The organism is Microbacterium sp. Y355 (assembly GCF_059445345.1).
This window is the reverse complement of record NZ_JCAIUD010000001.1, coordinates 2,203,407-2,226,620: the sequence shown is the minus strand read 5'-3', so window position 1 is coordinate 2,226,620 and position 23,214 is coordinate 2,203,407. Positions and strand designations below refer to the sequence as shown.

18 protein-coding genes are annotated in these 23,214 nt (G+C 64.8%); 11 read left to right on the top strand and 7 right to left on the bottom strand.

The genetic code is table 11. From position 1 onward, the window contains the following. Positions 1-3 precede the first annotated feature (3 nt). The 3 genes from AC1C2O_RS10655 to AC1C2O_RS10645 are packed head-to-tail and all read left to right on the top strand — an operon-like array spanning position 4 to position 4,066. Complete coding sequence (locus AC1C2O_RS10655; protein WP_495430403.1) at positions 4-768, top strand: LamB/YcsF family protein; 765 nt, start codon at positions 4-6, stop codon at positions 766-768. Continuing rightward, a complete protein-coding gene (locus AC1C2O_RS10650) occupies positions 768-2,357 on the top strand; it encodes a 5-oxoprolinase subunit B/C family protein (protein WP_495430402.1) in 1,590 nt (529 codons plus the stop codon). The genes AC1C2O_RS10655 and AC1C2O_RS10650 overlap by 1 nt, the downstream gene beginning before the upstream one ends. After that, positions 2,354-4,066 (top strand): acetyl/propionyl/methylcrotonyl-CoA carboxylase subunit alpha, encoded by a 1,713-nt coding sequence (locus tag AC1C2O_RS10645; RefSeq protein WP_495430401.1) that lies wholly within the window; start codon positions 2,354-2,356, stop codon positions 4,064-4,066. Before AC1C2O_RS10650 ends, AC1C2O_RS10645 begins: the two co-directional genes overlap by 4 nt. A gap of 199 nt (positions 4,067-4,265) precedes the next feature. Here the strand turns inward: AC1C2O_RS10645 and AC1C2O_RS10640 are convergent, their stop codons facing one another. Both AC1C2O_RS10640 and AC1C2O_RS10635 read right to left on the bottom strand, forming a co-directional pair. Continuing rightward, positions 4,266-5,606, bottom strand: a complete 1,341-nt coding sequence (locus tag AC1C2O_RS10640; protein WP_495430400.1) for a uracil-xanthine permease family protein — start codon at positions 5,604-5,606, stop codon at positions 4,266-4,268. Between the two features lie 89 nt (positions 5,607-5,695). Further along, a complete protein-coding gene (locus tag AC1C2O_RS10635; RefSeq protein WP_495431726.1) occupies positions 5,696-6,544 on the bottom strand; it encodes a phosphoribosylaminoimidazolesuccinocarboxamide synthase in 849 nt (282 codons plus the stop codon). 95 nt (positions 6,545-6,639) lie between these two features. On the opposite strand from AC1C2O_RS10635, the gene AC1C2O_RS10630 reads away from it, so the two are divergent. After that, complete coding sequence (locus tag AC1C2O_RS10630; protein ID WP_495430399.1) at positions 6,640-7,263, top strand: PadR family transcriptional regulator; 624 nt, start codon at positions 6,640-6,642, stop codon at positions 7,261-7,263. Further along, entirely contained in the window at positions 7,260-8,798 is a 1,539-nt protein-coding gene (locus AC1C2O_RS10625) for an MFS transporter (RefSeq protein WP_495430398.1), read from the top strand. The genes AC1C2O_RS10630 and AC1C2O_RS10625 overlap by 4 nt, the downstream gene beginning before the upstream one ends. 45 nt (positions 8,799-8,843) lie before the next feature. Here the strand turns inward: AC1C2O_RS10625 and AC1C2O_RS10620 are convergent, their stop codons facing one another. Both AC1C2O_RS10620 and AC1C2O_RS10615 read right to left on the bottom strand, forming a co-directional pair. Beyond that, the gene (locus tag AC1C2O_RS10620; protein ID WP_495430397.1) at positions 8,844-10,253 is read right to left on the bottom strand and encodes an NtaA/DmoA family FMN-dependent monooxygenase; all 1,410 of its coding nucleotides are present in this window, start codon (positions 10,251-10,253) and stop codon (positions 8,844-8,846) included. Between the two features lie 2 nt (positions 10,254-10,255). After that, complete coding sequence (locus AC1C2O_RS10615) at positions 10,256-11,488, bottom strand: acyl-CoA dehydrogenase family protein (protein WP_495430396.1); 1,233 nt, start codon at positions 11,486-11,488, stop codon at positions 10,256-10,258. A gap of 226 nt (positions 11,489-11,714) precedes the next feature. Between AC1C2O_RS10615 and AC1C2O_RS10610 the strand changes: the two genes are divergently transcribed. Genes AC1C2O_RS10610 through AC1C2O_RS10595 form a run of 4 tightly spaced genes read left to right on the top strand, consistent with a single transcriptional unit; the run spans position 11,715 to position 16,954 of the window. Further along, positions 11,715-13,400: an ABC transporter substrate-binding protein gene (locus tag AC1C2O_RS10610; protein WP_495430395.1), complete on the top strand. Its 1,686-nt coding sequence runs from the start codon at positions 11,715-11,717 to the stop codon at positions 13,398-13,400. A gap of 28 nt (positions 13,401-13,428) precedes the next feature. Further along, positions 13,429-14,415: an ABC transporter permease gene (locus AC1C2O_RS10605; RefSeq protein WP_495430394.1), complete on the top strand. Its 987-nt coding sequence runs from the start codon at positions 13,429-13,431 to the stop codon at positions 14,413-14,415. Next, positions 14,412-15,296 (top strand): ABC transporter permease, encoded by an 885-nt coding sequence (locus tag AC1C2O_RS10600; RefSeq protein WP_495430393.1) that lies wholly within the window; start codon positions 14,412-14,414, stop codon positions 15,294-15,296. Before AC1C2O_RS10605 ends, AC1C2O_RS10600 begins: the two co-directional genes overlap by 4 nt. Next, positions 15,293-16,954, top strand: coding sequence for a dipeptide ABC transporter ATP-binding protein (locus AC1C2O_RS10595; RefSeq protein WP_495430392.1), 1,662 nt, complete (start codon positions 15,293-15,295; stop codon positions 16,952-16,954). The genes AC1C2O_RS10600 and AC1C2O_RS10595 overlap by 4 nt, the downstream gene beginning before the upstream one ends. Before the next feature lie 74 nt (positions 16,955-17,028). Here the strand turns inward: AC1C2O_RS10595 and AC1C2O_RS10590 are convergent, their stop codons facing one another. The 3 genes from AC1C2O_RS10590 to AC1C2O_RS10580 are packed head-to-tail and all read right to left on the bottom strand — an operon-like array spanning position 17,029 to position 20,347. After that, entirely contained in the window at positions 17,029-18,033 is a 1,005-nt protein-coding gene (locus AC1C2O_RS10590) for a sugar phosphate isomerase/epimerase family protein (RefSeq protein WP_495431725.1), read from the bottom strand. 39 nt (positions 18,034-18,072) lie between these two features. Further along, entirely contained in the window at positions 18,073-19,236 is a 1,164-nt protein-coding gene (locus AC1C2O_RS10585) for a Gfo/Idh/MocA family protein (RefSeq protein WP_495430391.1), read from the bottom strand. A 58-nt stretch (positions 19,237-19,294) separates the two neighbouring features. Next, positions 19,295-20,347: a substrate-binding domain-containing protein gene (locus AC1C2O_RS10580; protein ID WP_495430390.1), complete on the bottom strand. Its 1,053-nt coding sequence runs from the start codon at positions 20,345-20,347 to the stop codon at positions 19,295-19,297. Positions 20,348-20,655: 308 nt separating this feature from the next. Here AC1C2O_RS10580 and AC1C2O_RS10575 point away from each other — a divergent pair, with 308 nt between their 5' ends. Beyond that, on the top strand, positions 20,656-22,140 hold the full coding sequence (locus AC1C2O_RS10575) for a sugar ABC transporter ATP-binding protein (RefSeq protein WP_495431724.1): 1,485 nt from the start codon (positions 20,656-20,658) through the stop codon (positions 22,138-22,140). Between the two features lie 56 nt (positions 22,141-22,196). Then, on the top strand, positions 22,197-23,201 hold the full coding sequence (locus tag AC1C2O_RS10570) for an ABC transporter permease (protein WP_495431723.1): 1,005 nt from the start codon (positions 22,197-22,199) through the stop codon (positions 23,199-23,201). Positions 23,202-23,214 lie beyond the last annotated feature (13 nt).

Below are 23,214 nucleotides of genomic sequence, written 5' to 3'. Positions count from 1 at the left end.
CTCGTGGTGAGCATCGACCTGAACTCTGACCTCGGCGAAAACGTCCCAGACCGCATCGTCAGTGACGATGCGAGCATGCTGCGCATCGTCACGAGCGCAAACGTGTCGTGCGGGTTTCATGCGGGAAGCCCCGAAGGCATCCGTGAGACCCTCGCGGCGGCCGTGGCAGGGGGCGTCGTGATCGGTGCTCACCCCGGATACCGCGACTACGAGAACTTCGGTCGCACAAACGTCGAGATTGACTCGGCAACGCTGCAGGCGCACGTCGAATATCAGCTCGGCGCGCTGATGGGGCTCGCCTCGTCGGTCGGCGGAAAGGTCTCGTACGTCAAACCACACGGCGCGCTGTACAACACCATCGCCCGCGACGAGCGGCAGTCTGCCGATGTGGTCGCGGCCATCCGTGCGATCGATCCGAGCCTCGTGCTGCTCGGCCTCGCTGGCGGAGTCGTGCTGGATGTCGCCTCAAAGGCAGGCCTCTCCGTTGCAGCAGAGGCCTTCGCCGACCGCGCGTACCTGCCCGACGGTCAGCTCGTCTCGCGCACTCAGGAGGGGGCCGTGCTGCACGAGGCCACCGCGGTTGCCGAACGCATGGTGCGCCTCGCATCCGATGGCGTCATCCGCGCGATCGACGGCACCGATGTGCGCGTCGACGCGCAGTCGATCTGCGTTCACGGCGACAGCCCTGGGTCGATAGAGATGGCGGCGGAGACGAAGCGCCTTCTGCAGGATGCCGGCATCACGATCGCCCCATTCGCTGGAGTCTGATGCGCATTCTCACGGCATCCGATCGCACGCTTCTCGTCGAGGCTGCTGACCTCGACGAGGCGATGCGCCTGAACCTCGCCTGGGATGGCGTGCCGGGCATCGTCGAGCGTATTCCGGGTGCGCGAACGGTGCTCGTGCGATTTGATCCGGTGCAGACCTCTGCCGCTGCGCTGGCCGCAGTGCTGGAAGCAACAGAGGTGGATGCTGAGCACATCACGCATGCGCGCGAGGTCACGGTTCCGGTGCACTACGACGGCGAGGATCTCGCCGAGGTCGCAGGACTGCTGGGCGTCTCGACCGAGGAGCTGGTGAACCGGCATCTGGCCGCCGATTGGCAGGTCGCGTTCTCGGGGTTCGCGCCGGGGTTCGGCTATGTCGTGAGCAGCGATCCGCTGTTCGATGTGCCGCGGAGGTCGTCGCCGCGCACGCGCGTGCCGGCAGGTTCGGTGGCGTTGGCCGGGCAGTTCACCGGGGTGTACCCGCGCGAGAGCCCCGGCGGCTGGCAACTGATCGGACGCACGGATGCCGTGATGTGGGACATCGACCGTGAGCCGCCAGCGTTGTTGTCACCCGGTGTGTCTGTGCGGTTCGAACGGGCTGAGCGGGACGCCGTCGAAGGGCGGCGGGAACACGGAGATGATTCCAGTCAGACTCGGCCCGCCATCACGCGAAACGACGCAACACGGCCGGACGATTCCGGTCTTCCGGCCGTCGAGGTCATCCGCTCGTCCCTGCAATTGCTGGTGCAGGATGCCGGGCGCCCAGGGCACGCGGCCCTTGGCGTATCCGCATCCGGTGCTGCAGACCGTAGGGCGATGCGCGACGCCAATCGCGCCGTCGGGAATGTCCCCACAGTCGCCGTGCTCGAAAGCGTCGGAGGTGCGGTGCTGCGATTCCGCGGTGACGGTGTCGCCGCTGTCGCTGGCGCCATCGGCACACTCACGCTGACCGACGCGCAGGGCATCGCTCGCTCGGTCGACCATGGAGCACCCTTCGCGACGGTCGACGGAGATGAGCTCGCACTCGGACACCCGAGCCGTGGCCTCCGCTACGTCATCGCCGTCCGGGGCGGAATCGCTGCGGCATCCGCTCTGGGCAGTAGTGCCGCCGACACCCTCGCGGGTCTCGGCCCCGACGCTCTCACCGCCGGCGACATCATTGCGGTCGGCATTGACGCACCGCATTCGGTCGAATTCGAAGTCGTGTCGCGAGAGCTGCCTGCTTCCGGTGACCTCGTTGAACTGGCGATCACTCTCGGCCCGCGCGATGACTGGTTCACGGCATCCGCACTTGAGAAGCTCACCGGCCAGGACTGGCTCGTCACGCCGCGGTCCGACCGGGTCGGTATCCGTCTGCAGGGTGAGGTGCCGCTCGAGCGCGCCGTGCAGGGCGAACTGCCCAGCGAGGGGGCGGTGACCGGAGCCATTCAGGTGCCGCCGGATGGTCAGCCGGTGCTGTTCCTGCCGGATCATCCACTTACCGGCGGGTATCCGATCATCGGCGCGCTCACTGACCGTTGCCTGGATCTCGCAGCTCAACTGCCGCCAGGCGCGCGCATCCGTTTTCGCATTGAAGAAGGTCTGTCATGAAGAAGGTACTGATCGCCAACCGTGGCGAAATCGCGGTGCGCGTGATCCGCGCGTGCGCCGAAGCCGGATACGCTTCGGTCGCCGTATACGCCGATCAGGATGCCGATGCGCTGCATGTGCGCTTGGCTGACGAGGCCGTACGCCTCGGTGGCGCGACCGCTGCGGAAACCTATCTGTCGATCGAAGCCGTGCTGCGTGCCGCCGTGACCTCCGGTGCGGATGCCGTGCATCCCGGGTATGGGTTCCTCTCCGAGAGTGCGGAGTTCGCACGTGCAGTCGAAGGTGCCGGCCTCACCTGGATCGGTCCGGCGCCGGACAGCATCGACGCACTCGGTGACAAGATGACCGCGCGAAGGATTGCTCAGAAGGTGGGCGCGCCGCTCGCTGCAGGCACCGATGAACCGCTGGCAGGACCAGCCGAAGCCGTCGCCTTTGCCGAACAGCATGGGCTGCCGATCGCGATCAAGGCAGCATTCGGTGGTGGAGGACGAGGGTTGAAGGTCGTGCGCGACCTCGCCGACGTCGCCGAGGCGTTCGACGCCGCCACGCGCGAGGCCGTCGTGGCCTTCGGTCGTGGCGAGTGCTTCGTTGAGCGCTTCTTGGAGAGCCCTCGCCACATCGAGGTGCAGGTTCTCGGTGACGGACGCGGCGCGATCACGGTCGTCGGCGACCGCGACTGCTCGATGCAGCGGCGCAACCAGAAGCTGATCGAAGAAGCGCCGGCGCCTGGGCTGACCGTCGAGCAGCGCACGCAGATTCACGACGCGGCCCGCCGAATCTGTGCCGAGGTGTCGTACCGCAGCGCGGGAACGGTCGAGTTCCTGCTCGCCGCTGATGGGACCATCTCCTTCCTCGAGGTGAACACGCGTCTGCAGGTCGAACACCCGGTGACCGAGGAGGTCACTGGGGTTGACCTGGTTGCCGAGCAGTTCCGGATTGCTGAGGGTCACGGCCCGTCGTTCACCGAGACCCCGACACCCGTGGGGCATGCGTTCGAGTTCCGCATCAACGCAGAGGACCCTGGTCGCGGCTTCTTGCCGAGTCCTGGACTTGTCGAGTCGCTACGGATCCCCGGTGGCCCAGGCGTCCGCTGGGACAGTGGAATCGAGGCGGGTGACACCGTGCAGCCCGCGTTCGACTCGATGATAGCGAAGCTGATCGTGCATGCCGATGACCGGGATGCGGCGCTCGTGCGCGCACGTCGGGCGCTGCGCGAACTGTCGGTCGAAGGTCCGGCGACGGTGATCGGGTTCGATCGGCTGGCGGTTGAGGAAGAGGCGTTCCAGACTGCGACCTTCGCCGTGCACACGCAGTGGATCGAGAGCACGCTGTTGCCGCGACTCGAGCCGCAGTTGCGCCCGGCCCCGATCGAGGACGCAGCGCTGCAGCGTTTCCCGGTCGAGATCGATGGCCGACGCCTGATGCTGGGTGTGCCCTCAGCACTGCTGCGCGGATTCGCTACCGGGTCGGTCGCGGTGGATGCCGTCGCCACGGTCGATCCTGCCGCGCTACGGGCATCCGTTCCGGGCAGCCTCGTGCGTTGGCTCGTTGCTGACGGTGAGACCGTCGCCGAAGGGGAGGCCGTGGCGGTGCTCGACGCGATGAAGATGGAGAATCAGGTCACCGCGCATCGGGCCGGAGTGCTTGCGCAGGGTGCAGCGGTCGGCGCGATGGTCGCCGCCGACGCGGAGATCGGCCGCATCGGCTGACCCGGATGCTCGGCCCGGTACCGAGGCATCCGGATCTGCGCACCACTCATGTTTCACTTATCGGAGGTTGTTACATCCGACGGAGGTTCTTGCCGAATTCCTCCGTCATTTGCAACATCCTCCGACAGGCGCAACGGACGAGACGTCCGGATACGGCAAAGGCCGGGCCCCTCGAAAGGATGCCCGGCCTTCGCAGTCGTCACTCCGGGTCGCCGCCGAGCGGGCCGACCGCGGGGATCGGGCCGCCGTCGTCCGCGCCGGTCTTGCGCGCACGGGCGATCGCGTTTCCGACGTGATAGATCAGGAGGGCTGCGACGGTGCCGAGGACGATGGCGCCGAGCTCGAAGCCGTCCCACTTCATCGCGAAGCCGCCGACCGCGATCACGAACGACACAGCAACGGTGTACTGGTTCACCGGACGTGAGAAGTCCACGCGGTTGTCAACCCAGATCTTGATGCCGATGACGCCGATCAGGCCGTACAGTGCGGTGGTCACGCCGCCGAGCACGCCAGCGGGAACAGTGTTGAAGATCATGCCGATCTTGGGCGAGAATGCCAACAGGATCGCGGCGAAGCCGGCGACCCAGTATGCGGCCGTCGAGTACACGCGAGTTGCTGCCATAACGCCGATGTTCTCGCCGTATGTGGTGGTCGCAGAACCACCGAAGCCACCGGCGAGCGTCGTGGCGACGCCATCCGCGATGAGTGCGCGGCCGGTGTGCTTGTTGATCGACGGGTCGTTCGTCATGGTGGCAACGCCGCGCACGTGGCCGATGTTCTCGGCGAGCAGCACGAGCACGATCGGCAGGAACATGGGGACGAACTTCCACGCATCCGGGTCGGTGACCGCAGCGAGGTGGAATTCGGGCAGGCCCACCCATGCGGCATCCGCGATCGGCTGGAAGTCGATCTTGCCCATGAAGATCGCGACCACGTAACCGACGATCACGCCGAGGAAGATCGAGATGCGTCCGAGGAAGCCGCGAAACAGCACGCTGAACAAGATCGTCGCTGACAGCGTGATGGTCGCGAGCACCGGGTCAAGGTTGAAGTTGTTCCACGCGGCCGGGGCCAGGTTGAACCCGATGAGCGCGACTATGGATCCGGCGACCACCGGCGGCATGAGCTTGTCGATCCAGCCGCTGCCGACCGCCTGCACCAGGAAGCCAATACCGGCGAGCAACAGGCCGACGACGAGCACGCCGACGAGCGCCTGGGTGATCTGCTGCGCGGTCTCGAGCGACTGGCCGGCGTTGATTGCGGTGATCGGTGCGAGGAAGGCGAACGACGAGCCCAGATAGCTGGGGAGGCGGTTGCGCGTGATGACCAGGAACAGCAGGGTTCCGATACCGGAGAAGAGCAGCGTCGTCGACACCGGGAAACCGGTGATGATCGGCACCAGGAACGTGGCGCCGAACATGGCGACGATGTGCTGCGCGCCGATCGCGAAAGTGGCGGGCCAGTTCAGGCGCTCTTCGGGCTTGACGACTGCGCCAGGGGCGACGGTATGGCCGTCGCCATGAATCTTCCACACGGGCATGCGGGTGCTCCTCAAATTTCGGGGTGGTGGGAGTGCTGGAGCAACACTATCGATTCCGGGGCGCCGTCTCGGCGGTGCCCCACAGCGCGCTACGCGGTCAACCGCGTGATGAGCTCGCGGTAGCGGTCTGCGGTGCGCTCGACGATCTCTTCGGGCAGCACGGGCGGCTCACCCTGTTTGTCCCAGTTCGACGCCAGCCAGTCGCGGACGATCTGCTTGTCGAAGCTCGCCATCCGCTCAGCAGGTGTCGTGCCGGACTCCCACGCCGCGGCATCCCAGTAGCGGGAAGAATCGCTTGTGAGCACTTCGTCGGCCAGGCGCAGGGTGCCGGTAGCATCCGTGCCGAACTCGAATTTCGTGTCGGCGAGGAGCAGGCCGTGCTCTTCGACGATCGCCGCAGCCCGCGCGTAGATCGCAAGCGAGGCATCGCGCAGCTCGGCAGCGCGCTCCGCGCCGACGAGTTCCACCGTCTTCTCGAACGTGATGTTCTCGTCGTGCTCGCCCATCGGTGCCTTGTATGCCGGAGTGAACAGCGGCTCTGGCAGGCGGTCGCCGTTTTCGAGGCCAGACGGCAGCGAGATGCCGCAGACCGTTCCGCTCTCGACGTACTCGGCCCAGCCGGAACCGGTGATATACCCACGAACCACGCACTCGATCGGCAGCATCTCCAGCGACTGCGCGAGCATCGCACGATCGGCGACAGCATCCGGAATCGGGCCTTCGGCGAGGTGATTTGGGAAGTCAAGCTTCGCGAACCACCAGCGGCTGAGCTGCGTCAGCAGCGCTCCCTTCTCAGGGATGCCGGGGGAGAGCACGAAGTCGAAGGCGCTGACGCGGTCGCTCGCGACGACGAGGATGCGGGTGTCCGCGGGATCCTCAGAGGCATAGAGGTCGCGGACCTTGCCGGAGTAGAGGTGTCGCCAGCCGGGGATGCTCATGGAAGTGCTCACCAGAACATCCTCGCAGATGGGTCGCTCGACGCTGTTCTGAGAAAATGATATAGTCCACGTGGACTATTTGAAATGGATCATTCATGACGGACGCACTGGCAAAGATCACACCCACCGCGGTGATGGTGCTCGCACTCCTGAGCGAGGGCGACATGCACCCCTACGAGATGGCGCGTCTGCTGCGGCTGCGCCGCGATGAGCGTCTGGTAAAAGTGACCAACGGCACGCTGTATCACTCTGTCGCGAGGCTGCTCGACCAGGGCCTCGTCGCAGAAGTTGGCACCGGCCGAGAAGGGAACCGTCCAGAGCGGACGACCTACACGCTCACTCCCGCCGGCGCCGAGACTGTGCACGCGTGGGTGCGCCGTGAGCTACCACGTATCGACCGGCCCGCACAGTTTCGCGTCGCGCTCGCTGAGGCGCACAACCTCGACCACGACGAGGTCATCGACCTTCTCCGCCTGCGTCGCGTCGCGCTCGATGCGGAGAATCTGCTGCACCGCTCGGGGCTGCAGGACGCCCGTGTGAAGCAGGTACCGGAGCAGTTCCTGCTCGAAGTCGACCGATATCAGGTGCTCCTCGAAGCTGAGCTGCGCTGGATGAACTCGCTCCTCACTCGACTCGAAGACAATGCAATCCCCTGGGGGCCGGAAGGCTTCCATGACTCAGACCGCTATGCAGCTCAGCGAAAGGCCGCACGAAAATGACAGATTCCACCCCCGTCGGGCGTCGGGCGTCGGCACCGTCTGGTCCCTCCACCGGGACGTACGCCACCGGGCAGCGCCCGCGCAGCCCGTGGCCAGCTCTCTGGGCGCTGGTCATCGGGTTCTTCATGATCCTCGTCGACACCACGATCGTGTCGGTGGCCAACCCGGCAATCAAAGCTGCGCTCGACCCGAACACCAGCAACTTGGACAACATCGTGTGGGTCACCTCGGCCTACCTCTTGGCGTACGCTGTCCCGCTGCTGATCACCGGACGCCTCGGCGACCGCTTCGGCCCGAAGAACATGTACCTAATCGGGTTGACGATCTTCACCCTGTCGTCGCTGTGGTGCGGACTCTCCGGCACGCTCGAGATGCTCATCGCTGCACGCGCTGTGCAGGGACTCGGCGCCGCGCTGATGACACCGCAGACGATGGCCATCATCACGCGCACCTTTCCGCCGGAACGCCGCGGCGCGGCGATGGGCCTGTGGGGTGCGACGTCCGGTGTGGCCATGCTCGTCGGCCCGCTCGCGGGCGGCTTTCTCGTCGACGGCCTCGGCTGGGAGTGGATCTTCTTCGTGAACATCCCGGTCGGCATCATCGGGTTCGTGCTCGCCTGGATCCTGGTTCCCAAGCTCGCTACGCACTCGCATCGCTTCGACATCCCGGGAGTCTTCCTCAGCGCGATCGCAATGTTTCTCATCGTCTTCGGCTTGCAGGAGGGTGAGACGTACGACTGGGGCGTGATCTGGGGCCCCATTTCGGTCTGGGGCCTCATCATTGCGGGCGTCATCGTGCTGGCGCTGTTCATCTGGTACCAGGCCAGGACGAAGAACGAACCTCTCGTGCCGATGGCACTGTTCCGCGACCGCAACTTCTCCTGGGCGAATGTGGGGATCGCCATCGTCGGTTTCACCGTGACTGCCCAAGGGCTGCCGCTGATGTTCTTCCTCCAGCTGGGTCGCGGACTGACTCCGACCGAGTCCGCCCTGATCCTCATCCCGATGGCGATCGGCGCCGGTGTGCTCTCACCCTTCGCCGGCAAGCTGCTCGACCGCGTTGACCCTCGACTGCTGCTCGTGCCTGGCCTGCTGCTCGTGTCGCTGTCGCTGTTCCTGTTCTCGATGATGATGAACACGGATGTGCCGATCGGGATGCTGCTGATCCCGTCGGCGATCCTCGGTATCGGTAACGCCGGCATGTGGGGTCCGCTCGCGACGACGGCGACCCGCAATCTGCCGCCGCGGCAGGCGGGCGCGGGCGCTGGCATCTACAACACGACGCGCACGATCGGCTCGGTGCTCGGCTCCGCCGCTGTCGCCGTGTTCATGCAGAGCCGCCTCGAAGCGAACCTGCCCGGTGCGGGCGACGCCACGGGCGGGTTCGGTGAGGGGTCGCTGCCGGATGCTGTCGCGGGTCCCTTCTCGGATGCCATGGCGCAGACGATGCTGCTTCCTGCGGCGTTTATGCTGCTGGGCGTAGTCGCCGTGCTGTTCCTGCGCAAGGCGCCGAAGGCTCCGGTGGCTGGCGCGTAGCTCGCCGCCCATCCTCCGGGGAACCGTCACCTGGGCGAACAAGCCTCAGGCGAAGGCGACCTCCCCCGCTGCCTCGAGGTTCCGACCACCGCGATATCGAGCCGCGAAGTGCCGATCTGGCAGCCGGGGTCCCTCGCCGGTGAGCCGCTCCCGCAGCGTGCGCTGATCATCTCGTAGCTCGTCCGCTGAACGCAATCTGCCCCGGCGACGAAGTTCCGGCACCACGAGCTCTGCGAAATCGGTGAGCGTGTCGAAGCTGTGGTACTGGCGGAGGTTGATGCCGTCGATACCGTCCTCATCCAACCAACGTTCGATCTCGTCGGCGACAGTCGTGGGGGACCCTGCGACGAAGAACCGACCTTCGCGGCCGGACGTCAGACGATTCAGGAATTCTCCGACGGTGCTGTCCGGACCCGCGGCCCAGGGGGACTCCTGCGGATCGAGCCCGGAACGGCGAAGTGCCTCGACGAGCGTGGTTTCCGGCGGGAATGCCAGAGGATCGAACGGAAGCGAGGAATGCACGAGCACGCCCTCGACGCTGCTGTATTGACGGTAGAGGTCGAGCTTCTTCGCGGCCTCCTCGTCGGTGCGGCCGACGACGACTCCGGCCTGAATGATGAATTTCGCATCTCCCGGGCGCCGTTCGTTGCGGACGAGCGCGTCCTGGATGTTCTGCTTGTTCCGCCGGAACTCTTCCACGTTGCGGCCGCCAGTGAAGACGACCTCGGCATGACGACCGGCGAACTCGATGCCAGCCGGAGAACCGGTGGCCTGGAACAGAACAGGTGTCCGCTGCGGGGAAGGTTGCACCAGGTGGGGACCAGCCACCTGGAAGTTCTCGCCGACATGGTTGATGTAGCGCACCGTTCCGGGTCTCGTGTAGACGCCACGCTCCTGGTCGGCGATAACAGCGTCATCGTCCCACGAGCCCTCCCACAGTTTGTAGAGCACGTCGAGGTACTCGTCGGCGATGCGATAGCGCTCGTCGTGCTCAATCTGGTCGGGCAGGCCGAAGTTGCGCGCCGCGTTGCTGAGATACGACGTCACGATGTTCCAGCCGATGCGGCCGGAGGTGAGATGGTCGAGCGTGCTGACGCGTCGGGCGAAGGAGAACGGTGGCTCATACGTCGTCGAGAAGGTCACACCGAACCCGAGACGCTTACTCGAGGCGGCCATCACCGGGATGACCAGGAGCGGGTCGTTACTTGGGATCTGAACACCCTCAGCGAGCGCGGGGTCCAGCCCTCCCCGGAACGTGTCGTACGCTCCGATGACGTCGGCGAGAAAGATCGCGTCGAACCCGCCATCCTCTGCGCGTTCGGCGAGTTCCTGCCAGTAGCCGAGTTCGTTGAAACGCGTCCTGTTGTTCCCCGGAATCCGCCAGAGCCCGTGGGTGATGTGGCTGACGCAGTTCATTTCGAACAGGTTGAGAATCAGCTGCTTGCGTTCGGGCATGATCAGCTCTCCTTCTTTTCGACAGTGGGGAACTCGGGGAACTCGCCGAACAGCTCGAAGTATCCGACGGTGCGGGCGCGGTGGTCGGCAGGGTTGTGGGATGCCACGGTTCTCGCGTTGCGCCAGTGACGATCGAGGGCACGGGTAGAGAAGGTGGCGGAGGACCCGCCGACCTCGAAGATGCGTTCGGTTGCTGAGAGCACCAGGGGAATCAGGGCGGTCTGTCCGCGGAACACGGCGAGTTTGGCACGCTCGAACACCGGTTTGGCGGCCTCTTCTTCATCGTCGTACGCCAGGTACGCGGCATCCAGCGCGCCTGCACCATGCAGCACGATCGCCTCTGCCGCTTCGGCGGCGGCACTGGCCTCGCCGACCGTGCGCTGTACGAGGATGTCGTCCTTCGGCGTCGAGTTCTCGTCACCGCCGAGTGCGCGCCTGTTGCGGCCGAGGACGTACCTCACGATGTCATCGACGGCGCTACGCGCGATCCCGGCGAGAGTCGCCAAGAGTACGAGTTGGAACAACGGGGCGAGATACGACCGCCAGGCGTTCTCTTCGTCTCGATGACGGATCTCGTCGGCGGACACTCTAGCTTTCACGAATCGCGTCGTTCCAGTGCCGGTGAGACGCTGGCCGAAGCCGTTCCAGTCATCGACGATCGTGATGCCCGGGTCGTCCAGGCGCGCGGCTATGTACACGCGCTCGCCGTCGAGCTGGGCTGCGACGCTGGTCCACTGCGAGAAGATTGTGCCGGTGGTGTAATACTTCTCACCGTCGAGCAGATATCCGCCGTCACCATCGGCCGTGAGAACCGTCGAGCTGTCCTCCCACGAGCGGTTGCCGACTTCGCTCCATGCGTTGCCGATGATGTCTCGGTCCTGGCCGATGCGCGTCAGCCACCGCTCCCGGCGGACGGCATCGGAGTCTAGGAGCGTCTCCTCGACGAACGCGAAATGCCCTCGCCAGATGTGCGCGGTGTTCGAATCGTGGACGGCGAGCTCGGTGAGCAGCCGGAACAGCTCGGTGAGCGTCAACCCGAATCCGCCGAACTCCCGCGGCACCCGCAGTGCACCGAATCCCTCTTCGCGTAGGCGGGTGATCGCCTCGTACGGCAGCCGGCGGTCGGCTTCCCGCTCGAGCACACCATTGCCGATCTCGGCGAAGATCGGCGTGAAGCGTGCGCGTAGGTCTTCAAAGCGTGGCGGTGCAGGTTCGGTGACGGTGGCGCGGGGCATGGCGCTCTTCTTCCAGGATGACGGCGGTGGCTGATCGCCAGAGATACACGACCAGTCTCGACACCATCGCCCCTCCACGCCGCTTCGCAACTGATCGACGAAACATGCGTTCATCTTCGGGAACTCTGTGACATACCCGAGGCGCTTGATTGCGCGGATGCCGGTTCAGGGACCAACGTTGCCTCACTGTCCCCCTGCACTATCCCCACCCTGCCCAGGAGCGAGAATGTCCCAACCACAGGTCCGCATCGTTAAGAAGAGTCGGACGCCACTCTGGATAGTGATCGCCATCGCTGCCGTCATCGCGGTCGTCCTCGCCATCATCTTCATTCCACGCGCTCTCGGGGGTCAGCCGGATGCCATCGCCGCGGTGGCCGCAGACGTGCCGGAGGAAGCGGAGTACGGCGGAACGCTGACATATCTGGATGCTGAGGTGATCGCATCCGCGACGGTACAGAACGGCACCTGGCAGACCACTGCGCTTACGCACAACATCACCGATCGCCTGGTCTATTCAAACTCGGACACCAACGAGCTCGAACCATGGATCGCCGAAAGCTGGGACATCAGTGACGACGGACTCGAGTACGTGTTCCACATCCGGGACGGTGTCACCTTCAGCAACGGACAGGACCTCGATGCAGGCGCCGTGCAGCGGAACATCGAGTGGCAGGCATACGGCAACCCCGCCCAGGGGATCGTTCCGAACTCGACCTACCCACTGGTCGACTCGGTGGAGAGTAACGATGCAGACCAGACGGTCACCGTGCGGCTCTCTGAGCCCTTCAGCCCTTACATCAAGATCCTCTCGAACTGGGCGAGCTCTCTCATCGCGGACGAGTCACTGGAACTGAGCGCGGAGGAACAGCAGCAGGCCGTGAACATCATCGGTAGCGGGCCGTTCGTCGTCGAGTCTGAGGTCTACGGCGAGGAGATCGTGCTCGCACGCCGCGACGACTATGCCTGGGCGCCGGCGAGTTTTCCGAATCAGGGCAAGGCATACCTCGAGAAGATCGTCTGGATCCCGGTGCTCGAGGACAGCACTCGGCTCGGCAGCCTTCGCGCGGGTGAAGGCGACCTGATCCGCTATGTGCAGCCCAGTGAGGAGGCGGCGCTCGCCGACGAGGGTTTCCAGGTGCTCGGCCTGCAAGGCGTCGGCCAGACCAACACGTGGATTCTGAAGCAGCAAGTCCCCGTGCTTCAAGATGTGCGGGTGCGCCAGGCGATCCTTTCAGCCATCGATCGAGATCAGATCATCGACGACCTCTACACGGACAACTGGACGACCGCATCCAGCCTCGTCACCGAGGACGCCTTCGGGTTCAAGGACGAGTCGGCGGGGCTCGCATACGACCCGGATCGCGCGAATGAACTGCTCGACGAGGCGGGGTGGACCGAACGCGACGCAGATGGCTATCGCATCAAAGACGGTGAACGCCTGCACATCAAAACGGTGATCGACGTCTTCGACGCGACCGCGCCACCGTTGTTCCAGCTGATCGCCTGGCAGCTCAAGCAGGTCGGCATCGAGCTCGAGCTGACCGAGGTGGACTACGCGAACGTCTCCACTGCGTACGCCGACCCTGAGGTCGGCATCCTCCGCACCGGCTGGCCGCAGGCTGATCCGTGGATCACCATCCGCAACGCGTTCGACACTGAGCGTCTGAACTCTCTGACGCTTCCGGAGACTGACGAAGTGCTGGGGGATCTGCTCAACCGTCAGGCGACGGTTGACGGGGACGAGCGCGCCGAAATCCTTGGTGAACTGCAGGACTATCTCATCGACAACGCCCTCGCCTTCCCTGTGCTGACAGACACGCAGATCTACGCGCTGCAGCCCGACGTACACGGATTTGGATGGACGCCCGAAGCTCGCCCGCTCTTCTACAACACCTGGGTCGAGGGGAACTAACGAGCGAACGAGCTGGAAAGGAAACGAGATGTCGAGATCGCAGTACATCCTCCGGCGGGTGCTGCATGCCGCACTGGTCGTCATCCTCGCGTACGTGTTCGTGTGGATCATCCTGTTCGCGCTCCCCGGTGACCCCGTGCAGAACAGGTTGGACAATCCGCAGAATCCGGTACCTGAGGACGTCGCAGAGCGGATCACCGCCTATTACGAACTCAACAGCACGCCGATCGAACAGTTCTGGCTCGCTGTCACGCGGCTCGTGCGCGGTGATCTCGGCTACTCGCTCGCCACCGGGCGACCGGTCACCGAGCTCATCGCCCAGGGGCTTTCATCCACCGCTCTGCTGGCGCTCCTCGGCCTAATATTCGCGCTCGTCATCTCCGTCGTCGTCGCGTTTCTCGCCGTCTTCCCGAAGGCAGAGGGGATTCGTCGCTTCGCGCAGGCGCTTCCGCTGCTGTCGCTGTCGGCACCGACCTTCCTGGTCGGGCTTCTTCTTCTCCAGATCTTCGCCTACCAGCTGGGGTGGTTCTCCTCGATCAGAGACGAAGGGTTCAAATCGCTCGTGCTTCCGGCGCTCACTCTCGGGATCGGAGCGAGCCCTCCCATCACGCGCGTGCTGATCCAGGGGCTGACGACAGCCAGGCAGCTGCCATTCGTCAACGTCCTCCGTGCGAAGGGGATGCCGGAGCGTGTGATCATCTTCGGGCACATCCTCAAGAACGGATCGATCCCCGCTGTGACGTTGTTCGGGCTTACCGCCGGATCGTTGCTTGCCGGTTCCGTGATCACTGAGACGATCTTCGCTCGCGCCGGGCTTGGGTTCGTCACCGAGCAGGCAGTGCGCGCGCAGGACGGCCCAGTCGTACTTGGCGTCGTCCTGGTCGTCGCGGTCGTCGTCACGCTGTTCAACCTGGTGACGGATCTCGTATATCCGCTCATCGACCCGCGCATCAATATCCACGCCACGCGTCGGGCACCAGCTCGCGGTGCGCGTGCGAGAGGGGTTCACGCATGACCGTCGCTCCACAGCTCGAGGTCGACCTCGAGCCGGTCACCCCCGGACACGAGGGTGGGCGTCGGCCCGGCCGCCCGATCTGGTTGAACACTGCCGACCTGGCCGCAATCGGATTCGCGGTGTTCCTTCTCGTCGCGGTGTTCTTCCCATTCGTCCTCACCCCGTATGACCCCCTGGAGGCGAGCCCGGGGAACACCTTGCTCGCTCCCAATTTTGAACACATCTTCGGCACGGATTACCTGGGCCGAGACCTCTACACGCGAATCGTCTACGGCACTTCGCTGACGCTGTCGACCTCTGCGGTGGCCGTAGCCATCGGACTGGGGATCGGTATCGCGCTGGGCTCACTGGCCGGATACCTCGGCGGCTGGGTCGACAGCTTCCTCAGCCGAATCGTTGACGTCCTCCTGGCCATCCCCGGGCTGCTGTTGGCGATGGTCATCGTCGTGTCGCTGGGATTCGGAGCAGTGAACGCTGCCGTAGCGGTCGGCCTTTCGTCAGTGGCCGGATTCACTCGACTGGTGCGATCTGAGGTGCTCACAGTGAAGGAGTTGACCTTTGTGGAGGCGAGTTCGCATCTCGGAGGCGCACGGCGATACACCCTCATTCGACACATCCTGCCCAACTCGTATGGTTCGGTGATCGCTCTGGTGCCGCTGGAGTTTGGGGGTGCGATCCTCGCAATCTCGGCGCTGAGCTTCCTCGGGTTCGGAGCCGTGCCGCCGGACCCTGAATGGGGCCTGCTGGTGTCTGAGGGACGCCAGTACATCACGTCATCGCCGTGGATGTCTCTCATCCCCGGAGTGGTGATCGCGGCGACCGTGTCGAGCGTCGCACGTTTGAGCACACTGGCTCAGCGGGCCAGGGAAGGTAAATCATGAACATCCACACATCCAGGATCAGCTCGGCGCCTCCTCTCAAAGTCAGCGGGCTTGACGTGTCGTACATCCGCGGACGGTGGGCCACCCGTGTGGTGACAGGCTTCGAGTTGACTCTCGAGGCGGGTGAGACCGTCGCGATCGTCGGCGAATCCGGCTCTGGTAAGAGCACGATCGCCGCGGCGATCGGCGGGCTGCTCCCGCAGAATGGTGTCATCGACGAGGGCAGCATCGAGATATTCGGCGAGGACGTCTCTCGCTTCGACGCCCGGCATTGGCGTCGACTGCGCGGCAGCACGATCGGCTACGTGCCGCAGGATCCGCTGAGCTCCCTCGACCCGTTGCAGCGGGTCGGTGATCAGGTGGCGGATGCCGTCCGTCAGCACCGGCAGGTGTCCAAGACACAGGCGCTTCAGGGAGCCGTCGACCTGCTCGCCCGTGTCGGCATCCACGATGCCGCAGAGCGGGCAAGGGCATATCCCCATCAACTCTCCGGAGGGCAGCTTCAGCGCATCCTGATCGCGATCGCGATCGCCGGAGAGCCCCGCATCCTCATTGCGGACGAGCCGACCTCGGCGCTCGATGTGACGGTGCAGCGCACGATCCTTGACCTCATCGACGATCTCAAGCGCGAACTCGCGTTGTCTGTGGTCTTCATTACCCACGATCTCTCGGTGGCGGAGGAGCGCAGTGACTCACTGATTGTGTTGCGCGACGGACAGATCCGCGAAGCCGGTGCGACCGAGCACGTGATCGCCCGCCCGCAGGATCCGTATACATCTCAGCTGTTCGCGGATGCTCCCGCTCTCAGCCCGGACAAGTACGCACACCGAAAGTCCGCCGCCGCGTCGGCGGAGGAGCCGATCATCGAAGTGCGCGGTCTCACCAAAACCTTCCCATCGCTGGTTGGCGGATCACACGTGCGTGCACTGGACGAGGTGTCCCTGCGCGTCAGGCCGGGGACGATCCATGCTCTCGTCGGTGAATCGGGCTCGGGGAAAACCACGGCGGCCCGTGTCATCGCGGGGCTGACCGACTTCGATGATGGCGCGGTGCAAGTGTCGGGGCGCGATCTGCCGCTGCACCCGACCGTCGCCAACGTCGACCCTCGAGGGCTGCAGCTCGTCTACCAGAACCCGCTTGCGGCGATGGATCCCAGATGGAGCATCGAGACGGCCCTCGAGGAGCCACTGCGTATCAACGGGATCGAATCGGGCCGCCGAGCACGGCAAGCCCGCGTGCGCGACATCCTCGCCTCGGTGGGTCTGCCTAATGAGGTCGGTCGTCGCCGCCCCGCAGAGCTTTCCGGCGGTCAGCGACAGCGAGCGGCAATCGCCAGGGCGCTGATCCTTCATCCGCGCGTGCTGATCCTTGACGAGCCGACGTCAGCTCTCGACGTGACCGTGCAGTCGCAGATCGTCGACCTGCTCTTCGACCTCAAGGAGCAGCACGGCCTGACATTCCTGTTCATCTCGCACGATCTCAGCCTCGTGAAACAGATCGCCGATGATGTGACCGTGCTGGAAAAAGGCAGGGTGGTCGAAAGTGGGATCGCCGATCACGTCTTTGAAAATCCGCAGGCTGAGTACACAGTGCGACTGATCGGGGCGATCCCTGGGCGGGTGCGGGACTCAGATCGAGGCGAACTCGTCACCGTGTGAGCGGGGCGCGCAGCTACGCCGCTACTGGATCACGCTGTAGCGGCGCAGCACACGTCAGCGCGTAGAGAAAGCCCTCACCTCGTGGAGAACGCACTATCGAACGCGGCATCCGCCGGCTTGTACGTCGACAGTTTCCGCACGAACTCCAGCGCCTCGGGTGCGCCGACGAGGCGATCCATCCCGGCGTCCTCCCACTCGACCGAAAGCGGGCCGGCGTAATCGATCGCATTGAGCATCCGGAACGCGTCCTCCCACGGCACGTCGCCGTGCCCTGTGGAGATGAAGTCCCAGCCGCGCCGAGGGTCAGCCCATGGCAGGTGTGACGAGAGGCGCCCGTTGCGTCCATTGCCGAGACGCTTCTTAGTGTCCTTGCAGTGCACGTGGTAAATCCGGTCTTGGAAGTCCCACAGGAACGCGACGGGGTCGATGTCCTGCCAGACCATGTGCGAGGGGTCCCAGTTGAGCCCGAACGCTTCGCGGTGTCCGATCGCCTCGAGTGCCCGCTTGGTCGTCCAATAGTCGTAAGCGATCTCCGAAGGATGCACCTCGTGCGCGAAGCGCACGCCGACCTCGTCGAACACATCGAGGATGGGGTTCCAGCGGTCTGCGAAGTCCTGGTAGCCGGCCTCCACCATCTCGTCCGTGGCCGGCGGGAACATCGCCACGTACTTCCAGATCGATGATCCGGTGAATCCGGTGACCGTCTTCACTCCCAGCTTGGCTGCGATTCGTGCTGTGTTCTTGAGTTCCTCAGCGGCGCGCTGGCGCACGCCCTCCGGGTCGCCGTCTCCCCAGACGTGGTCGGAGAGCATGTTGCGATGACGCTGATCGATCGGGTCATCGCACACCGCCTGCCCTTTGAGGTGATTGGAAATCGTCCAGACCTTCAGCCCGTTGCGCTCCAGGATGGCGAGACGGTCCTGTACGTATTCGTCGTCATCCCAGCGCCACGGGTCGAGATGGTCGCCCCAGCAGGCGATCTCCAGGCCGTCATAGCCCCACTCGCCCGCGAGTCGACAGACTTCTTCGAACGGTAGGTCGGCCCACTGGCCGGTGAACAAAGTGATCGGTCGTGACATCATCGTCCTCTTCTTGTGAGATTCGTATGGTGATTGTATTCAGACGCCGGTCCAGGCGGAGCCGTTCCGTGCGCTGCGCTCGACCGCGTCGAGCACCCGCTGCACGAGCAGCCCGTCCGTGAAGGTCGGATGCGGGTCGAAACCCCCCGCAATCGACTCGGTGAAATCTTTCACCTGGTGGGAGAATCCGTGTTCGTACCCGAGCATATGTCCGGTGGGCCACCATCCGGAAAGGTATGGATGCTCGGGTTCGGTGACGAGGATGCGACTGAAGCCCTGCCTGCCCGAGGGCAGTGTGGCGTCGTAGAAGTCGAGAACATTCATGTCCTCAAGGTTCCAGTGCAGCGCTCCGGCGTCGCCTGAGATCTCGATGTCGAGGGCGTTCTTACGGCCGGTCGCGAACCGGGTTGCCTCGAAGGTCGCCAGAGTCCCCGACTCGAATCGCCCGGTGAACAGGGCGACGTCATCGACCGTGACCTTTCCGCGCTCGGTGCCGGCGGTGCCTCCGAGGCCGACCGCCTCACCCAGCACCGGGCGCTCGCCGACGAGCGTCTCCATCACGCCTGACACCCGCGTCAGCGCCTGTCCGGTCACGAACTGCGTCATGTCGACGATATGTGCGCCGATGTCACCGAGCGCTCCGGAGCCGGCGCGGTCCTTGTCGAGCCGCCAGGTCATCGGCGACTCAGGATCGGCGAGCCAATCCTGCCGGTAGCTCGCGCGTACCTGCCGGATTGTGCCGATCTGGCCGGCCGCGATCATGTCGCGCATGAGGGTGACGGCTGGTACACGCCGGTAGGTGAAGCCCACCATGGCGCGGATGCCGTGCGCCGCGGCATGGTGGGCCGCCTGCTCCATTGCTTCGGCCTCTGCGACCGAGTTCGCCAACGGCTTCTCGCACAGCACGTGCTTGCCGGCAGCCAGCGCCGCGATGGCGATCTCGGCATGCGAATCGCCAGGTGTGACGATGTCGACCACGTCGATGTCATCGCGTGCAATGACAGCTCGCCAATCGGTGGATGTTTCGTCCCAGCCCCACTGGCGGGCGGCGGCAGTCGTCTTCTCGGCGTCACGCCCGACGAGCACGGCCATTCGGGGGGAGAGGGGGAGACCGAACGCTGCCGGCGCCTGCCGCCAGCCGACGGAGTGCGCCGCTCCCATGAATCCGTGGCCGATCATGGCCACTCGCAGCTCAGTTGTCATCTTTACTCCTGGGAACGGTGCGGGGCGAGCGCGGTGGCGCTCGCCCCGCAGATGGTGATCAGGACTCGAAGGCGAGGTCGATGAACTCGTCGACGTTGTCCTTGGTGACCACAGGGGCATCGAGCACGATGCGGAACGGAACGCTCGGCGTGATCAGATCGCTCATGGTCTTGCCCTGCGCGATCAGGCGTGCCATGGCGATGCCGTCGGCGGCCTGCGTCGACGGGTAGATGACCGTCGCCTTGATGACGCTGTCATCCGCCTTGATACGGTCCATCATGTTGACGCTGCCAGCACCGCCCACCATGAAGAACTCGTCGCGACCGGCCGATTCGATGGCGGCCATGACGCCGACGCCCTGGTCATCGTCATGGTTCCAGATCGCATCGATCTTCGGGTTCGCCGAGAGCAGCTGCGATGTTGCGCTCTCGCCGCCGGCCACGGTGAAGTCCGCGGCGACACGCGGGCCGACCTCGAGGCCGCATACTTCGAGAGCGTCCGCGAAGCCCTGCGAGCGGTCCTGCGTGAGTGGCAGTGAGTCAATGCCGGCGATCTCTGCCACGACGGCATCGCTCTGACCATCAAGCTGCTCGCAGATGTAAGTGCCGGCACTGACGCCCATGCCGTAGTTGTCGCCGAGGATCGTGACGCGGGATGCGAATGTGCTCGAGAACTCACGGTCGACGTTGATGACGGGGATGCCAGCATCCATCGCCTTCTGGGCGACCTGGGTCAGTGCGGCGCCGTCCGTGGGGAGAAGCACGATCGCATCCACATCGTCGTTGATGAACTTCTCAATAGCGGCGATCTGCTGGTTCGCGTCGTTCGTTCCCTCAGCCTGGAGCAGTTCGACATCGTCAAACCCCTCTGCCGCACTGATGGCACCCGAGCTGATGGCGCCGAGCCAGCCGTGGTCGTTATCCGGACCGGACCAGCCGATGGTGACCGTGTCGCCTGACGCCGTGTTCTCCTCGCTCGTGGTGCCCTGGTTTCCGGCTTCTCCTTCGCCCTCGGCACCATCGCTGGTGCAACCGGCCAGCAGGGTGACGGCGAACAGTGCTGCCGCTCCTGCCATCAGCGGGCGAAGCCCGCGTGTGCGCATGCCGTGCATGTCTTTCCTCCTTGAAATGTGATGCAGATGCGTGCGGTGCGTGCATTGACGATCGGGACCGATTTGGTGCGCACCGGGCACTGACAAAGGTCAAGCTAGCAGAAGATGTCATCATCTGGCCAGCTTTTGCCTCGACAAGGTCAAAAGTCCATGAGCACCCAGTAGGCGCCGTGATTGTGGGCGCCTACTGCGATCTCAGAGGTTCGTCACCGATCGGTCATATCGACAGATCGCCGCTCGCGTTCACGATTCGAGCATGTTATGTTCATTGCGTGATCAAAGATGACCAGAACTCGGCATTACTCGAGATGCGCGGTGTCGAGAAGAGCTTCGTCGGTGTGCGCGCGTTGCGCGGAGTCAACCTCGAGGTGCGACCGGGCGAGGTGCACTGCCTGCTCGGTCAGAATGGCGCGGGCAAATCGACGCTGATCAAGACACTTGCCGGTGTGCACACGCCGGATGCCGGGGAGATTCGCTGGTTGGGCGAGCCGATCGAGATCGCGAACCCGCAGACGGCCATATCGCTCGGCATCTCGACGATGTATCAGGAGCTCGACGTCGTCGACGGCCTCACCGTGGCAGAGAACGTCTTCCTCGGACACGAGTTCGACAGGTTCGGATTCACACGCCGCGGTCAGCTCATCCAGCAGACGCGCAGGCTCCTCGAGCGGCTCGGCCATGGTTCGATGTCGCCGCATGCAGACGTCGGTTCGCTCAGCGCCGCCGAGAAGCAGATCGTCAGTATGACCCGTGCCCTGTCGCACGACACGAAGCTCATCATTATGGACGAGCCCTCAGCAGTTCTCGATTCCGAAGAGGTACGCAATCTGTTCGCGGTGGTGCGGGAGCTCACATCGCAGGGCATCGCAGTGGTGTACATCACCCACCGCCTCGAGGAAATCCGCCAGATCGGGGATCGCATCACAGTCCTCAAGGATGGCGCGACTGTGGCGAGCAACCTGTCCGTGGCCGATACGACCACCGCCGAGCTGATCAAGCACATGACGGGTCGCACCGTGCAGAACGTCTTTCCTCCGGCGGATCCCATCGCTGCTGACGCACCTGTGCTGCTCGAAGTTGAGGATCTGGGACTTGATGGCGTGTTCGAGGACGTGTCGTTCTCTGTGCGTGCGGGCGAGATCATTGGCCTCGCCGGCCTTGTCGGCTCAGGACGCAGCGAGATCATCGAGACGATCTACGGTGCGAGGCGCGCATCGACCGGAACTGTCCGGGTCGGCGGGAAGGTGCTTCCGCGCGGATCCGTCTCCGCTGCAGTCGCCGCTGGCGTCGGGCTGAGTCCCGAAGAGCGCAAGTCGCAGGGCCTGGTGCTCGGAGAGCCGATCTTCAAGAACGTCACCCTCTCGTCATTTACGCGGTTCGCCAAAGGCCCGCTGCTGGATGAGCGCAGCGAGCGCCGCACCGCAAAGGACCAGATCGCAGCCCTTGAGCTCAGGCCGGCGGATCCTGACCGTCCGGCGGCGACACTGTCCGGCGGAAATCAGCAGAAGATCCTGCTCGCGCGTTGGCTCGTGCACGGCAGCTCAGTACTGCTGCTGGACGAGCCCACCCGAGGCGTCGACATTGGAGCGCGATCAGAGATCTACGCGCTGATCCGTCGGCTCGCGGCATCCGGCCACGCCATCGTCGTCATCTCGAGCGAGATCGAGGAAGTCCTCGGACTCGCAGACTCGGTCCTCGTCATCGGCGACGGACGCGTCCTCACCACACTTCCCGCATCTGAGCTCGACGAGTCCGGCGTGCTCGACCTCGTCATGAAAGGAGTCGCCGCGTGAGCGTGCAGACCACACCCACCACCTCGCCGGGCCAGACCCCGGCCGAAACCACCTCAATGCTTCGCCGGCTGCTCTCCGGATCCGTCGGTCGCAATCTCGGTCTGGTCCTGGCGCTGCTGGTGATCATCGTCGTGGGGGCAGTGACCTCCTCGAACTTCCTGAACTTCGACAACGCGCTCGTGATCCTGCGTCAGGCGTCGATCATCGGCGTGATCAGCATTGGCATGACCTTCGTCATCATCGCCGGTGGCATCGACCTCTCCGTCGGGGCGGTTCTGGCACTGGCATCCGTCGTCGCCTCACTGGCCGCGGTCCAGGACATCGCGAGCTCCAGCCACTGGATCGTGACGGTCATCGTCGCGCTGCTCGTCGGTGTCGGCGCCGGGCTCATCAACGGAGTCGTGATTGCCTATGGCAAGGTCGCAGCCTTCATGGCGACGCTCGCGATGATGGTCGGTGCGCGAGGCCTGGCAGAGATCCTGGCGAACAATCGCACACTGGTGCTGAACGACCGCGACTTCGTGCGCGCTATGAACGTCGACCTGCTCGGCGTCGATGTCCTCATCTGGATCTTCGCCGTGGTCGCCGCCGCCGGCTGGTTCTTGCTCAATCGCACGACGTTCGGACGCCGCACGGTCGCGATCGGCGGCAACCCCGAGGCTGCGCGCCTCGCCGGCATCAAGGTGAAGCGCCACACGATGTGGCTGTACGCGCTCGTGGGTCTGACGGCTGGCATCGCGGCCGTCATGCTCCTCGGCCGCACCACGGCCGGAACCTCGACCCACGGCAACTTGTACGAACTGGATGCCATCGCCGCTGTCGTCGTCGGCGGCACGCTGCTCGTCGGCGGACGCGGCACGATCACCGGCACGGTGTTCGGTGTGCTGATCTTCGCGACGCTGTCGAACGTGTTCGTTCAGAACAACCTCACCTCCTCGGCGCAGGCCGTGGCCAAGGGCGTGATCATTGTCGTCGCCGTTCTGCTGCAGCAGCGTTTCGCCGTCGGACGCGTCCCGCGCAGTCGCCCGCGACCGGCGGCTCAGGCGGCGCCCCCCGCGTAGACTCGACAGACGC

Coding starts and splice junctions, on each gene's coding strand:
- AC1C2O_RS10650 (WP_495430402.1), top strand. CDS start 768: ATGCGCATTCTCACGGCATCCGATCGCACGCTTCTCGTCGAGGCTGCT.
- AC1C2O_RS10645 (WP_495430401.1), top strand. CDS start 2,354: ATGAAGAAGGTACTGATCGCCAACCGTGGCGAAATCGCGGTGCGCGTG.
- AC1C2O_RS10640 (WP_495430400.1), bottom strand. CDS start 5,606: ATGCCCGTGTGGAAGATTCATGGCGACGGCCATACCGTCGCCCCTGGC.
- AC1C2O_RS10635 (WP_495431726.1), bottom strand. CDS start 6,544: ATGAGCATCCCCGGCTGGCGACACCTCTACTCCGGCAAGGTCCGCGAC.
- AC1C2O_RS10630 (WP_495430399.1), top strand. CDS start 6,640: ATGACGGACGCACTGGCAAAGATCACACCCACCGCGGTGATGGTGCTC.
- AC1C2O_RS10625 (WP_495430398.1), top strand. CDS start 7,260: ATGACAGATTCCACCCCCGTCGGGCGTCGGGCGTCGGCACCGTCTGGT.
- AC1C2O_RS10620 (WP_495430397.1), bottom strand. CDS start 10,253: ATGCCCGAACGCAAGCAGCTGATTCTCAACCTGTTCGAAATGAACTGC.
- AC1C2O_RS10615 (WP_495430396.1), bottom strand. CDS start 11,488: ATGCCCCGCGCCACCGTCACCGAACCTGCACCGCCACGCTTTGAAGAC.
- AC1C2O_RS10610 (WP_495430395.1), top strand. CDS start 11,715: ATGTCCCAACCACAGGTCCGCATCGTTAAGAAGAGTCGGACGCCACTC.
- AC1C2O_RS10605 (WP_495430394.1), top strand. CDS start 13,429: ATGTCGAGATCGCAGTACATCCTCCGGCGGGTGCTGCATGCCGCACTG.
- AC1C2O_RS10600 (WP_495430393.1), top strand. CDS start 14,412: ATGACCGTCGCTCCACAGCTCGAGGTCGACCTCGAGCCGGTCACCCCC.
- AC1C2O_RS10595 (WP_495430392.1), top strand. CDS start 15,293: ATGAACATCCACACATCCAGGATCAGCTCGGCGCCTCCTCTCAAAGTC.
- AC1C2O_RS10590 (WP_495431725.1), bottom strand. CDS start 18,033: ATGTCACGACCGATCACTTTGTTCACCGGCCAGTGGGCCGACCTACCG.
- AC1C2O_RS10585 (WP_495430391.1), bottom strand. CDS start 19,236: ATGACAACTGAGCTGCGAGTGGCCATGATCGGCCACGGATTCATGGGA.
- AC1C2O_RS10580 (WP_495430390.1), bottom strand. CDS start 20,347: ATGCACGGCATGCGCACACGCGGGCTTCGCCCGCTGATGGCAGGAGCG.
- AC1C2O_RS10575 (WP_495431724.1), top strand. CDS start 20,656: ATGCGCGGTGTCGAGAAGAGCTTCGTCGGTGTGCGCGCGTTGCGCGGA.
- AC1C2O_RS10570 (WP_495431723.1), top strand. CDS start 22,197: ATGCTTCGCCGGCTGCTCTCCGGATCCGTCGGTCGCAATCTCGGTCTG.